The following is a 13,049-nucleotide window of genomic DNA, read 5'->3' as shown; positions in this document are numbered from 1 at the left end:
TGCGTGTGAGGACGGCGGGGGCTCCGGCCCCCGCCGTTCGTCCGTAGAACCACCGCTCACCGGATCCACCGACTTCCGAGAAGAGACTGACAGACCATGGCGAACTTCACCGCCGCCGACGTCAAGAAGCTCCGCGAGCTGACCGCCGCGGGCATGATGGACTGCAAGAAGGCGCTCGAGGAGGCCGAGGGCGACCTGGACAAGGCCGTCGAGATCCTCCGCGTCAAGGGCCAGAAGGGCGTCACCAAGCGCGAGGGCCGCTCCGCCTCCAACGGCGCCGTCGTGTCCCTGATCGCCGGTGACAACAGCGAGGGTGTCCTCGTCGAGCTCAAGTGCGAGACCGACTTCGTCGCCAAGGGCGACAAGTTCATCGCCGCCGCCGACGCCCTCGCCGCCCACGTCGCCGCCAGCAAGCCGGCCGACCTGGAGGCGCTGCTCGCCTCCGAGATCAAGGACGGCCAGACCGTCCAGGCCTTCGTCGACGAGGCCAACGCCACCCTCGGCGAGAAGATCGTCCTGGACCGCTTCGCCCAGTTCACCGACGGCTACGTCGCCTCCTACCTGCACCGCACCAGCCCGGACCTGCCCCCGCAGGTCGGTGTCCTGGTCGAGCTGGACAAGGCCGACGCCCAGGTCGCCAAGGACGTCGCGCAGCACATCGCCGCCTTCGCCCCCACCTTCCTGTCCCGCGAGGAGGTGCCCGCCGAGACCGTCGAGAACGAGCGTCGCGTCGCCGAGGCCACCGCCCGCGAGGAGGGCAAGCCCGAGGCCGCCCTGACGAAGATCGTCGAGGGTCGCGTCAACGGCTTCTTCAAGGAGAACGTCGTTCTCGAGCAGGCCTTCGCCAAGGACAACAAGAAGACCGTCCAGAAGGTCCTGGACGAGGCCGGCGTCTCGCTCAAGCGCTTCGCCCGCTTCCGCGTCGGCGTCTGAGCGACCACCGCGCAAGCGATTGACCGACGGCCCCGCTAGGGTCGTACGCAGCCGGCCGCTCACCGGCAGGCCGCAGTTGTGACGAGGAGGCCATTGCCCACAGGGAACCATCACGGACCCTCGGCAATGGCCTTCTTCGTACGTGCACGAGGAGATCTCCATGGAACAGGACGCCGACAAGGCACCCACCGCCACCGGCAGCACCCACAAGGGCCGGTACCTGCTCAAGCTCTCCGGCGAGGCCTTCGCCGGCGGAGGGGGACTCGGAGTCGACCCCGACGTCGTGCACACGATGGCCCGCGAGATCGCCGCCGTCGTCCGCGACGGCTACGAGATCGCCGTCGTCATCGGAGGAGGCAACTTCTTCCGCGGTGCCGAACTCCAGCAGCGCGGCATGGACCGGGCCCGCTCCGACTACATGGGCATGCTCGGCACGGTCATGAACTGCCTCGCCCTCCAGGACTTCCTGGAGAAGGAGGGCATCCAGTCGCGGGTGCAGACGGCGATCACCATGGGCCAGGTCGCCGAGCCCTACATCCCGCTGCGCGCCGTGCGCCACCTGGAGAAGGGCCGCGTGGTGATCTTCGGCGCCGGTATGGGCATGCCGTACTTCTCCACTGACACCACCGCCGCGCAGCGCGCCCTGGAGATCCACGCCGAGGCGCTGCTGATGGGCAAGAACGGGGTCGACGGGGTCTACGACGCCGACCCCCGCTCGAACCCCGACGCGGTGATGTTCGACGCCCTGGAGTACGCCGACGTCATCGCCCGCGACCTGCGCGTCGCGGACCTGACGGCGATCACGCTGTGCCAGGACAACAAGCTCCCGATCCTCGTCTTCGAGCTGCTCGCGGAGGGCAACATCGCGCGGGCCGTGAAGGGTGAGAAGATCGGCACGCTCGTCAACGACACGGGCGCCCGCTGACGGACGGCGCCGGCCGCAATCCGGCCTGCGATCCGCCCGGAACGGGGATGGACAAGACGCTGCCGGTCGGACACCGTGCAGGAAAGACGCGCGCAAGGGCCGAGGCTCTGCCTTCTGAATACCAGGAGCACATGGTGATTGAAGAGACCCTCCTCGAAGCCGAGGAGAAGATGGAGAAGGCCGTCGTCGTCGCCAAGGAGGACTTCGCCGCGATCCGCACCGGCCGCGCCCACCCGGCGATGTTCAACAAGATCGTGGCGGACTACTACGGTGCCCCGACCCCGATCAACCAGCTCGCCTCCTTCGCGGTGCCCGAGGCGCGGATGGCCGTGATCACCCCGTTCGACAACTCGGCGCTGCGCAACATCGAGCAGGCGATCCGGGATTCGGACCTGGGCGTCAACCCGACCAACGACGGCCGTATCATCCGGGTGGTCTTCCCGCAGCTCACCGAGGAGCGGCGCAAGGAGTACATCAAGGTCGCCCGCGGCAAGGCGGAGGACGCGCGGATCTCGATCCGCAGCGTGCGCCGCAAGGCCAAGGAGACCCTCGACAAGCTCGTCAAGGACGGCGAGACGGGCGAGGACGAGGTGCGCCGCGCGGAGAAGGAGCTCGACGACACGACCCACAAGTACGTGGCGCAGGTCGACGAGCTGCTCAAGCACAAGGAAGCCGAGCTGCTGGAGGTCTGATCCGGCACACCGCCGGACCGGACCCTCGGCGCCGCAGGCCCGCGGCTGAGCGACCCATCCACCCGACCACCCACCCACCCATCCGACCGACCCGGACCGGACGAAAACGCGAGGCGAAACTCCGTGAACGACTCTTCTTGGGGGCCCTCGCCACATGCCGGTTCCTGGGGAGGCGAGGACGAAGGGGCCACCCGGATGGGCGGCCCCTTGTTCCGCGACGACGCCCCCGAACCGGAGCGGCACTCCGCCCGGCCCGACCGTTCCGTGCCGCAGCCCTCGGCAGCGGGTGGGAACGGCGGCCGGGCGAAGAAGAGCGCGGGGCGCAACCTGCGCGCCGCGATAGGCGTGGGTGTCGGCCTCGGGGTCGTCATCATCGCCTCGCTCTTCATTGTCAAGGCCGTCTTCGTGGGCGTCGTCGCCGCAGCGGTCGTGGTGGGCCTGTGGGAGCTCACCTCGCGCCTGGCCGAGCGCAAGGAGATCCGGGCTCCCCTGGTGCCCCTCGCCGTCGGCGGCGCCGCCATGGTCGTCGCGGGCTACGTGCGCGGTGCCGAGGGCGCGTGGGTGGCGATGGCGCTCACCGCGCTCGCCGTACTGGTGTGGCGCATGACAGAGCCTCCGGAGAACTACCTCCGCGACGTCACGGCGGGCGTGTTCGCCGCCTTCTACGTGCCGTTCCTGGCCACGTTCGTGGTGATGATGCTCGCGGCGGGCGACGGCCCGTGGCGGGTCTTCGTCTTCCTGCTGCTCACGGTGATCAGCGACACCGGTGCCTACGCCGTCGGTTGGCGCTTCGGCACGCACAAGCTCGCTCCCCGCATCAGCCCCGGCAAGACCCGTGAGGGCCTGGTCGGCGCGATCGCCTTCGCGATGGCGGCGGGGGCCCTGTCCATGCAGTTCCTGATCGACGACGGCCGGTGGTGGCAGGGTCTGCTGCTGGGCCTCGCGGTGGCCGCCAGCGCGACCCTCGGCGACCTCGGCGAGTCCATGATCAAGCGGGACCTCGGCATCAAGGACATGGGCAAGCTGCTGCCCGGCCACGGCGGCATCATGGACCGCCTCGACTCGCTGCTGCCGACCGCCCCCGTGGTGTGGCTGCTGCTGGTCGTCTTCGTCGGCTCGGGCTGATCCCCGGCAGTCGGCCGTCAGCAGCTCAGCCCGGCTGCGGCCCCGTCGCCACGGGCCGGGCGGGGTCCGCGCTCCACTCGCTCCACGAGCCGACGTACAGCGCGGCGTCGATCCCCGCGACGGCCAGGGCCAGCACCTGCTGCGCGGCCGAGACCCCCGAACCGCAGTACACGCCGACCCTGCCGCCGTCCGCCGTGACCCCCAGGGCGGCGAAACGGCCGGCCAGTTCGCGGGCGGGACGGAAGGTGCCGTCGGCGGTGACGTTCCCGGACGTCGGAGCCGACACGGCCCCCGGGATGTGACCGCCCACCGGATCCAGCGGCTCGACCTCGCCCCGGTAGCGCTCGGCCGCCCGCGCGTCCAGCAGCACCCCCGTACGGGCCAGCGCCGCAGCGTCGTCGGCGCTCAGCACCGGCAGCGCGCCCGGTACGGCCTCGAAGTCGCCGGGGTCCGGTGCGGTGGCCCGTGTGGTCAGTCCGCCGCCGCCGGCCGTCCAGGCGGGCAGTCCGCCGTCCAGCACGCGTACGTCGTCGTGGCCCGCCCAGCGCAGCGTCCACCAGGCCCGTGCCGCGGCCCAGCCCTGGCCGCCGTCGTGGACGACGACCCGGCTGCCCCTGCGCACCCCGGCCCGCCGCATCGCCGCCGCGAACACCCCGGCGTCCGGCAGTGGATGCCGGCCGGCCGGGCCCGCCGGTCCGACGAGTTCCGCCTCCAGGTCGACGTACACCGCGCCCGCGATGTGACCCGCCTCGTACGCCGCGTGCCCGGACGGGCCTCCGCGCTCGTAGCGGACGTCCAGGAGCACGGGGGCGGTACCGTCGCGCAGGGCGGTGGCGAGCTCCGCGGCGCTGATGATCGTGTTCATCGCCCCATCCTGGCGCAGCCCGGCGGGGCCGGGAAGCCGGTCCTGCGTGCGGCGGTCTGCCACTGCGCGGCCCATGGCCGACACCCCTCCCTGACCTGCGCTGTCGCCGCTCGTCGTGATGTCGGTCGCACGGTGCGGTGGCCCGTGACGCTGGTCGGCGGTCGGTCCGCCGCTTACACTCGAACGTGTGTACGAGCTTCCTCCGGATCCGCAGCGCCTGCGGGTGATACGCCTCTATCTGCAGATGCAGATCGCCGCAGTCGACGCCAAGATCCAGGAGGCGGAATCCGGTTCCCTGGTCGTGGCCGGGGCGGAGGCCGGAGATGACGCCGTTCCGCGGACTCGGGGCGGGAAGCACGGTCGCACCTCCGCCTGGCGGCTGCAGAGCGTGCCCGATCCGCGCGGCGGTGCGGGCCGGGGCGTCCTCCATCGCGACGACTGCCGCGTGCCCGGGGGTGGGCGGCTGAACCGCCAGGAGTTCGAGGTCGCCCTCGGCATGCCGGACGTCGCGCCGTGCGAGATCTGCCACCCGGAATCGGAGCGCACCCCGTGAGATCCAGGACCGCGTCCCGCGTCCTGAGTGGGCCGATGTGACGGACGGTCAAGTCGCTGCGCGGCAACCGCCCGAGCCGGTCCGGCACCCCGAACGGCTCGGAGCAGGACGGCCATCCGCCGGGTCCACCCACGCAAGATCACCCGGGCTGTGGCGGAATCCACAGTTCCGGCAACGGCATTGTCACACCCTGCGCGCACACTGAGTACGTGCCGTCGCTCCGGAAGGGAGGCCGTCGGCGCGTGCGCGTGTCCAGGGGGAGAGCGGGGGAGTGATGAGCGGTCACCGGACGGTGGAACAGATCCTCGGTGAGCGGTGGGAGGAGTACGCCCAGGAAGCACTCGCCGAGGCGGGGCAGGATCATCCGGGCCGGGCGATGGTCGTCGAGGCCTTCGGCGAACCCGAGCCGTTCGAGGAACCGATCGCGCCCTTCGGGCCCCGGTGGCCGGGGTCGGCGGCGCCCCCGGCCGGCCCTCGGACCGATCCCGACGAACTGGCCGCCAAGGTCCTCGCCGAGCTGGCGGACGACGAGGAGGTAAGCGAGGGCGACGCGTGGGGCGTCGTGCAGCGGGTGTCCCGCAGCGCGGACGTACCCTCCCTCGCCGACGAGCGCGGGCTGCCGGACCTGTGGTCGTCCGACGTCGAGGAGCTGTGCACGGTGCTGCGGTCGTGGGAGGACCGCTTCGGCATACGCCTGCTGGCGCTCGACCGTGAACGCCTGGTCGTCTCGGTGGCCGCACCGCCGACCACCATGGCCGAGGCGCTCGCCGTGGCGGCGGAGCACTTCGCCTTCTCGCCGGACACCATCACCCAGGCGGGTGATCACGACACCCTGCGTACCTTCGCGGCCCACGAGCTCCTGGGCAAGCAGATGTGGGGCTTCTGGTGGGACTGACCGGGCCGGCCCGGCGCGCTCGCGACCGCGTGCCCTCCCCGGGTGCCGGGCGGGAGGGCACGCGACGGTGGGAGCGGGTCAGCTCGCCTCGGTCTCCGGGCACGTGCGCGGGATCGGCCGGGAGACGTGGGGTTCCGCCGGGCGGAGGGCCTGGAAGTAGTGCGTGAGGGCCCAGAGGCCGACGCGGGCTCCCGCGAGGCAGCCTGCGGTGTCCGCCGTCCGGGTGTGGATGCCGGCCCACACACGGGCGTCGATCATGTCCTGGTTGAGCGGCACGGCGTCGTCGTAGTGCCGTGTGGTGCCCGTGGCGTCGGACGTGAAGGTGAGGTCGATGCGGGTCGTGCCGAGGAGCCCCGTCAGGGTCTGGGCCACGGCGCCGGCGACCGCGGCGTGCCCGCTGATGTGGTCGGGGTGAGGTGGCGTGACGAGCAGCGGCTGCCACAGCGGATCCGGCTCGGTCGCCGGGTTGCCGTCGGTGCCCGCCAGTTGGACGGCCGTGATCGGCCGCCAGGATCCGTAGTGGAGCTTGGCGTCCCACGCGGTGATGACGGCGTCGGTCGCGGCGGAGTTCGCCGCGGCGAACAGCCGGGCCGTGTCGGCGATGTCCAGGCCGTGGCGGGCGCTGTGGTCGCGGAACGCGGCCTGGAGCTGCACGGCCAGGTTGCCCCCGAAGAACAGGGCGGTCTCGGTCTGCAGCGCGGTGCGGGGCGAGCCCGTCCGTGCGCCCATGGTCCTCACCTCGTTCACGTCCCGGGCGTAGCGGGCCGAGGTCAGGGCGGGCGGCGGGCCGGGCCGGAACTGGGACGGTGAGGCGAGCAGCAGCGGCCGCAGCCGGGCGAGCCAGGTGTCGATGAACGGGAGGTTCCCGGGCGGCGTGGGCCGCCAGACGCCCGGAGCCGTCGGGGTGGTGAAGTCCACCGCCGCGAACCGGCCGTCGCCTTGCCGTAGTTGGATGACACGGTCGGCGGCGCGCGCCCCGAAGGCCACACCCTGCCGCTTGGCGTTGCCGTCGGGGATCCGGGCGAGCGAATCGGCGTACGCGGTGTCGAGCAGCGTGCGGGACGCGGGGAAGTCGGAGAGCAGGACGTGGTGTGCGGCGGTCACGGCCGCCGCCTCCGGCGACGCGCCGGCGGGCCCGCGGGCGTGCCACTTGTAGGGTGCGTAGCGGCCCTCGATGCCGACCACGGCGTTGTAGACGGCGACCGAGACGAACCCGTGCCAGACGACGGCCTGCCCCGAGGGCCGGGTCGGGCCCAGGCTGGTGCCGATGACGTCCGTGGCGATGGCGTTCCACTCACGTATCGCGGCCGGATCGGCCGCGGGCGCCCGGCCCTTGCCAGCGGCCTGGGCCGGGGCGAGGGCGCCGGCCGACACCGCGGTGGCGGCGAGGGCCGCGGACACGACCATGCCGGTGAGCCGTCCGTACCACCGCGAGAGCCGCCCGGAGGGCGGCGCGGTCCTGTCTGCAGGACTCATGGGGAGACTCCTCGTCGACATCGGGCCCGAGCCGGACCGGAGGGAATTCCGTTCCGGTTCGGGCCACATCGACGTGGTTCCTACCCATGGCCGGGCGTGACGGCCGCCTGGCCCGTCAGGTGCGCGGCCGGTTCCCGTCCGCCGCCTCACAGGCGGGACCCACCCGGGGCTGACGGCCCCTCGTACGACCGGCCACACCGGTGCCCGTCGTTCGGCGGGCGCACACTGCGACGGGCCGTCGACCCGGGCCGGTCAGGGGATGGCGACCGGGGGCGGCTGGAAGGTGCCCGGCAGCGGGCTCCAGGCACTGCAGACCGGCAGGGCACCGGTGATGGTGCAGCGGCTCTCCGCCACGTCGCCGCGGAAGGTGATGACCTTGACCGACAGTTCCGATACCGAGGAGGTGCTCACGCTCGCGCCGCACACCCCGGTGCCGGGGTACCCGGGGAGCGCACTGAGGTCCTGCCAGGTGTAGGTGCCGCCCACCGGGACGGTGTCGCGCTGGCCGACGAACGTCCGGCCGCGGATCACGGCGACGGAGAAGTCGCGGTTGGTCGTGTTGGCCACGCCGGTGGAGTCGATGTCACACCCCGAAAGCCTGCCTGGGCCGGGGTAGGGGGCCAGGAAGGGCCCGCGCCCGGGGCCGAGGAGGGGACCGGCCGGGTCGAGGACCGGGCCGTTGCCGGTGGTGTCGAGGAGGGGCCCGCGACCGGGGCCGAGGAGGGGGTCGGTGTCGAGGAGAGAACCGGAGCCGAGCAGAGGGCCGAGGCCGAGCCCGGGACCGATGCCGAGTCCGGGACCGGGACCGGGACCGGGGTCGAGGTCTCCGTCGGGGTACGGGTAGTCGTCATATGGATCGGGCCACGGGAAGCTCGACGCCGGCGACCCGGGCGAGGCCGCGTCGTTCGTGTCGGCGGCCTGAGCCGTCGTCAGGGAGGCCGCGGATATCGCGGTGGCGATCAGGGCCGCCGGCACCACCGTGCCGACGAGCCGTCCGAACCGTCGAAGGGACCGCCTGGAGGGCGGAGGGGTCCTGTCTGCAGGACGCATGGAGACACTCCTCGTCGATCTCTGGCCGGCACCGAACCGGAGGGCCTTCCGGCACGGCTCGGGCCCCTGTCGACGAGATCCGTACCCGCGCCCACCGGCGTCCGGCGCCAAGGTCATCCCAGTGGCGCAGCCCGTTCCCGGCCGCCGGGCCGCTCTCACCCGATCGACGCCCCGCGCCTGGACAGACCCTGACCGTGCGTGAGCCGTGCAGCGCTGGCCAACGCTCACGGGGTGCGGGCGCCCCGGGAGCCTCAAGGTGCAGGCCAGGAAGCATTCATGACATATATGTGGAAAACGGGTATGGCCCGGAAGGATCCCGAGCGAGGACGAGGTGGCTGAGGTGGCGGAAGCCCCGACGGACGAGTCGGCCGGCGAGAGGTCGGTCGAGGAGGGGGGATACCGGCAGGAACTGAAACGTACCCTCGGCTCCTTCCAGGTCTTCGCGATCTCGTTCGCCTTCATCTCCGTGGCCGTCGGCATCTTCTCCACCTACGACGACGTGCTGCAGAACGCGGGCCCCGTCGGCATCTGGCTGTGGATTCTCGTCGCGGTCGGGCAGTCCCTGGTGGCCCTGGTGGTGGCTCAGCTCGCGGGGCGCATCGCCCTCAGCGGATCCTCGTACCAGTGGGCCTCGCGGCTGGCGAACCCGAAGGTGGGGTGGGGATTCGGCTGGCTGACGTTCTGCTACCTGGCGATCGCCGTGGTCGCCATCGACAACGCCCTCGCGAGCCAGGCGTTCATGCCGCTCGCCGGCATGAGGCCGGACGAGGACACGGCCCGCGTCATCACGCTCGTGGTGCTGCTCGTCCAGGCCGTGCTCGCGGTGGCCTCCACCCGCCTCGTCAGCCTGGTCAACAGCGCGGCGGTCGGGCTGGAGCTGGCGCTCGTCGTGGTGATGGCGGTCGCGCTCGTCGTCGCCGCGGCGGTCACGGGGAACGGCGCGGTCGGCAACCTCACCTCGCGCGGCATCACCGAGGGCGCCCCGCACTACTTCACCGTCGGCGGCGGGCTCATGATCGCGATGATCATGGGCCTGGCCACGCTCGTCGGATTCGACTCCGCGGCGAACCTCGCCGAGGAGGCCAAGGACCCCTACCGCAGCGTCCCCCGAGCGATCGTCGGTTCGGTCGTGGCGGCGGGGCTGCTGGGCATGCTCTTCCTGATCACGCTCACCGTGGCCATCGAGGACATTCCGCGGATCAGCCGCGACGGCTCCCCCGTCGCCACGATCATGCGGGACCAGCTCGGCCGGGTGACGGAACGGACGCTGCTGGTCGCGATCACCTTCGCCTTCTTCGGGGCGGGGATGGTGGTGATGGTGGCGTGCTCGCGGATCATCTTCGCGATGTCGCGCGACGGGCGCTTCCCCGCGCACCGGATCATGCGACGGGTCAACCCGCGTACGCACACCCCGATCCCGGCCACCGTGCTCATCCTCGCCATGGGGGTCGTCCTGATGGTGGCGCTGCCGGGCGCCGCACTGCTGGAGCTCATCACGGCGTCGACGATCCTCCCGGCGCTCATCTACGGCTCGACGATCGTCCTCTACCTGGCGGTACGCCGGCGCCTGGGCCGCCGCAAGGGCGCCTTCGACCTGGGACGCCTCGAGCTGCCCGTCGCCCTCGCCGCCCTGGCTTGGACGGTCGTCGCGCTCATCGCCCTGGTGACACCGCGCGAGGCGCTGGTGCCCCTGGTGATCGTGGTGGGCCTGCTCGTCCTCGGCGGGCTGTTCTTCCTCGGCATGCTGGTCTTCGACCGCCGGTCACTGGAGGCCGAGCCCGGCGGGGTCGACGTCTTCAAGCACTGAGCTGCCGCGAACGCGGCGGCCGGGGCCGTTGACGGCACGATCACGGAACCAGCGGTCAGGCTTCCCATCGGGCCGGCAGGTCGCCGCGGATCCGTTCGAGATCCGCGGTCGTGCGTCCGTGCGCGTGGAGCCAGCACCGGTCGAGCACCCCGTCGCGGCGCAGCAGGCGGCCCGGGGCCGCGTACCAGCGCAGGGGTGAGTCCTCCGTGGCGGCCCACATCGGGTGGTCGGGCAGGTCGACTCGTGTGTAGCGCGCCGCGAGGTTCGGCAGGAGAGCGTCCGGCAACTCGCAGGCGTCGTAAAGGTTTCCTGCCCCGAGCAGCCACTCGCTCAGCACCAGCTCCACCCAGGCCACGGACATGCGGTCCAGGAACGGGACCCACCCCTCGTGCGACTCCACCACCACGGGGGGATCGTCCTGCTCGACCCGGTCCAGTGGGATGCCCCATGACGCGCAGTCCTGGTTCTCGACGCGGAAGACGAGGACGCCATCGAAGGCGTCGTCCACATGGAGACCCATCGGCGGGACCAGTGGATCCTGTTGCCCGGTCAGGTCGTCGCGGCGGCCGAGCAGCGCGTAGCCCTCCCGCAGGGCGGCGGGAAGCTCGAAGCCCAAGTCGGCCTCGGCGGCATCCAGTTCGGCGGCGGTGCAGCCGTCCTCGGGACGCAAGGGGCGTCCCGTCCACTCGTCGGCGAACCGGCGCACGAAGTCCCAGGCCTGGGAGCGGCTGGTCACCCCGCCTCGCAGCGCCACCGCCACGTCGAGAGCATCGGACATGACGCATACGCTACCGCCCGCGTTCCCACCTGGGCCTGAATGTCGGAGCCGGGTGCTGGTTTCCGCGGTCCAAGGGAACGGGAAGGGGCTGGCCGACGAGCTGGTCCAGGAGGCCGGCACGCACTCGATCCTGGACATCTTCCGGGTCATAGGGCGTGACGAGACCCCGGACTACAGCACCGTGGAACCTGTGACGGCCGTGCACACGTCAAGGATTTCGACGTCTTCCCGCGGTCGCGGTGGGTCGGACGGCGCGCAGTGCTGCACGACGACGAGGGCGGCCCTCAGGAGATCTACTTCTGGGGCCACTCAGGCGACTGAACGGCACGCCTGGCCGCGTTCCTCGGGCGCCGAGCAGAGATGGGACGAGTCGATCAGGGAGAGGTGAAACTGCCCTGGCTCCCGGCATGGACGAACGGTCCGCTACTGGTTCCGTCTGCTTCGCTCCGCCGCCTGGGCGGGGGTGTCGTAGTAGCCGGGTTTCGCCAAGAGCACGGAGCTGAAGTAGTAACCCTGCTCCTCTTCTGGCTCATCGTCGGCAGCGAAGGGGCGCCAGAAGCCCAGGAGCAGGTCAGGAGCAAGGAAAGACGCCGGATCGTCCGGATCCGGGTCAACGGTGGCGTACTCGCGCATGTGCTGGATTACTTCGCGTGCAGGGAGCGCGAAGACGTCCAGGTCTCGGAACGTCACTCGGTCGGTCTGCGCCAGGGGTCTCCCCAACTCGACGGCCTGCAGGGTGCCCTGCATGCACTCCATGCTGATCATGAGGCCGCTGGGGCGAAAGATGTGTTGCCCTGGGCGGTCGGACTCGGAGAGTGCGGAGTGATCGCGGAGCGAGTCCAGCGCCGCATTCGCCGCTTCCCGGGGCATGCCGATCTGCAGCGGACCGACGCCGAGCGGCGGGAGGAGATCAAAGTGCATACGGGCATGATGCCAAGCGGTCCTGCCCAAGCCTCGCCGGCCGCCATGGAACCGCTTCCGCCGGTCGTGGCCCAAGCCTGACCAGTGGCGAGGCGTCGGAATCGTGCAGGGCCGTACTGGCGAGAGGGCCCGGCTGACGGAGGTCTAGGGATCGGCCGTCCGAGGTCGCACAAAGACGACCAACACCTCCGGATCGCTTTGCTTCTTCGGGGCCTGAGACTGCGATCCCTTCTCCGAGCTCCCGATCCATGCCACGCTCGCGACGTGATGACACCACAAGAGCTGCTGGAGGCATGTCCGCCCGGTGAGGGGCCATATGCCTGCCCTTGCTGTCACCTGCTGACCCTGGAGTCGCGGTGCCGCTGGGAGATCTGCGAGGAGTGCGGATGGGAGGACGACGGCCAGGACGACCTCAACGCGGACGAGGTGTGGGGCGGACCGAACGGCTCGTTGAGCCTGACCGACGCCCGCCAGGAGTACGCAGACCACATCGCAAACCGCGGGACGGAGAAACCCGCGTCAGTCGCGGTCGGCGGTGAAGGGCTGTGGTGGACTGCCGCCCAGAAGCTCATGCGCGACCAGGGGTACACGCCCTAGCGGACTTGGCCAGGGTGAGGGCACAGCGCTGATCACAACCAGTTGACACCCGGTCGCATTCCGTCGTCGGGTTCCAGGTCGCCTCAGTCCACTGGATAAGGCTGCGGTTGCTCGCCGCTCCCCTCCCCACCCTCGTGCCTACGAAGCCATTGCAGTGGCCAACCCGTACGTACGCCGTCATATTCGAACGTTGTTTGAATTGGAGGTGCGGTGACTGTCATCACCGCTCACGCACCGTGACTTTGCGCGAAACACGGCATTTGGTCGAGCTGGTTGCCGCCAAACCGAGCAGGACGCCGACAAGCCGGAGCCTGCGGCCTGTCCGCCACTCAAGCCGAACAGCCGCAGACAGGGGTGTCACATGTGGCCTTTAGGCTCCCATTCATGATCGGCGGGGCGCCCCGCAATGCGTGAAAGGGGGGTGGGGTGGGC

At 71.1% G+C, this 13,049-nt stretch carries 14 protein-coding genes; 8 read left to right on the top strand and 6 right to left on the bottom strand.

Annotated elements, in window-relative coordinates; genetic code table 11:
* Positions 1–96: 96 nt before the first annotated feature.
* From tsf to ACFYYN_RS31540, 4 genes are all read left to right on the top strand, one after another.
* Positions 97–933, top strand: a complete 837-nt coding sequence (gene tsf, locus ACFYYN_RS31555) for a translation elongation factor Ts (RefSeq protein ID WP_500325702.1) — start codon at positions 97–99, stop codon at positions 931–933.
* 160 nt (positions 934–1,093) lie between these two features.
* Entirely contained in the window at positions 1,094–1,858 is a 765-nt protein-coding gene (pyrH, locus tag ACFYYN_RS31550; RefSeq protein WP_499514239.1) for a UMP kinase, read from the top strand.
* A gap of 134 nt (positions 1,859–1,992) precedes the next feature.
* Complete coding sequence (gene frr / locus ACFYYN_RS31545) at positions 1,993–2,550, top strand: ribosome recycling factor (protein WP_319140848.1); 558 nt, start codon at positions 1,993–1,995, stop codon at positions 2,548–2,550.
* A gap of 123 nt (positions 2,551–2,673) precedes the next feature.
* Positions 2,674–3,675: a phosphatidate cytidylyltransferase gene (locus ACFYYN_RS31540; protein ID WP_500325704.1), complete on the top strand. Its 1,002-nt coding sequence runs from the start codon at positions 2,674–2,676 to the stop codon at positions 3,673–3,675.
* Between the two features lie 25 nt (positions 3,676–3,700).
* On the opposite strand, the gene ACFYYN_RS31535 is transcribed toward ACFYYN_RS31540, so the two are convergent.
* Positions 3,701–4,540 carry a sulfurtransferase gene (locus ACFYYN_RS31535; protein ID WP_500548473.1) on the bottom strand — a complete coding sequence of 280 codons (840 nt, stop codon included), beginning with the start codon at positions 4,538–4,540 and terminating at the stop codon, positions 3,701–3,703.
* Positions 4,541–4,727: 187 nt separating this feature from the next.
* Between ACFYYN_RS31535 and ACFYYN_RS31530 the strand changes: the two genes are divergently transcribed.
* On the top strand, positions 4,728–5,093 hold the full coding sequence (locus tag ACFYYN_RS31530; RefSeq protein ID WP_500548472.1) for a DUF6233 domain-containing protein: 366 nt from the start codon (positions 4,728–4,730) through the stop codon (positions 5,091–5,093).
* A gap of 274 nt (positions 5,094–5,367) precedes the next feature.
* Positions 5,368–5,988: a DUF4253 domain-containing protein gene (locus ACFYYN_RS31525; RefSeq protein ID WP_500548471.1), complete on the top strand. Its 621-nt coding sequence runs from the start codon at positions 5,368–5,370 to the stop codon at positions 5,986–5,988.
* 78 nt (positions 5,989–6,066) lie between these two features.
* Here ACFYYN_RS31525 and ACFYYN_RS31520 read toward each other — a convergent pair whose 3' ends face one another.
* Both ACFYYN_RS31520 and ACFYYN_RS31515 read right to left on the bottom strand, forming a co-directional pair.
* Positions 6,067–7,464, bottom strand: a complete 1,398-nt coding sequence (locus tag ACFYYN_RS31520) for a vanadium-dependent haloperoxidase (protein WP_500548470.1) — start codon at positions 7,462–7,464, stop codon at positions 6,067–6,069.
* A 252-nt stretch (positions 7,465–7,716) separates the two neighbouring features.
* The gene (locus ACFYYN_RS31515; protein WP_500548469.1) at positions 7,717–8,514 is read right to left on the bottom strand and encodes a hypothetical protein; all 798 of its coding nucleotides are present in this window, start codon (positions 8,512–8,514) and stop codon (positions 7,717–7,719) included.
* 340 nt (positions 8,515–8,854) lie between these two features.
* Here ACFYYN_RS31515 and ACFYYN_RS31510 point away from each other — a divergent pair, with 340 nt between their 5' ends.
* A complete protein-coding gene (locus ACFYYN_RS31510; protein WP_500548468.1) occupies positions 8,855–10,321 on the top strand; it encodes an APC family permease in 1,467 nt (488 codons plus the stop codon).
* Positions 10,322–10,376: 55 nt separating this feature from the next.
* On the opposite strand, the gene ACFYYN_RS31505 is transcribed toward ACFYYN_RS31510, so the two are convergent.
* On the bottom strand, positions 10,377–11,099 hold the full coding sequence (locus tag ACFYYN_RS31505; RefSeq protein WP_500548467.1) for an SMI1/KNR4 family protein: 723 nt from the start codon (positions 11,097–11,099) through the stop codon (positions 10,377–10,379).
* 423 nt (positions 11,100–11,522) lie between these two features.
* Positions 11,523–12,020 carry a hypothetical protein gene (locus ACFYYN_RS31500; RefSeq protein ID WP_500548466.1) on the bottom strand — a complete coding sequence of 166 codons (498 nt, stop codon included), beginning with the start codon at positions 12,018–12,020 and terminating at the stop codon, positions 11,523–11,525.
* Positions 12,021–12,287: 267 nt separating this feature from the next.
* Between ACFYYN_RS31500 and ACFYYN_RS31495 the strand changes: the two genes are divergently transcribed.
* Positions 12,288–12,617, top strand: a complete 330-nt coding sequence (locus ACFYYN_RS31495) for a CPCC family cysteine-rich protein (protein WP_500548519.1) — start codon at positions 12,288–12,290, stop codon at positions 12,615–12,617.
* Here the strand turns inward: ACFYYN_RS31495 and ACFYYN_RS31490 are convergent.
* The gene (locus ACFYYN_RS31490; RefSeq protein ID WP_500548465.1) at positions 12,589–12,798 is read right to left on the bottom strand and encodes a DUF5131 family protein; all 210 of its coding nucleotides are present in this window, start codon (positions 12,796–12,798) and stop codon (positions 12,589–12,591) included. The two genes, ACFYYN_RS31495 and ACFYYN_RS31490, sit on opposite strands and share 29 nt — an antisense overlap.
* Between the last annotated feature and the right edge of the window lie 251 nt (positions 12,799–13,049).

The organism is Streptomyces sp. NPDC001902 (genome assembly GCF_042891295.1).
Lineage (GTDB): Bacteria > Actinomycetota > Actinomycetes > Streptomycetales > Streptomycetaceae > Actinacidiphila.
The sequence above is the reverse complement of the archived record's forward strand: the minus strand, read 5'-3'. Positions and strand labels throughout refer to the sequence as shown.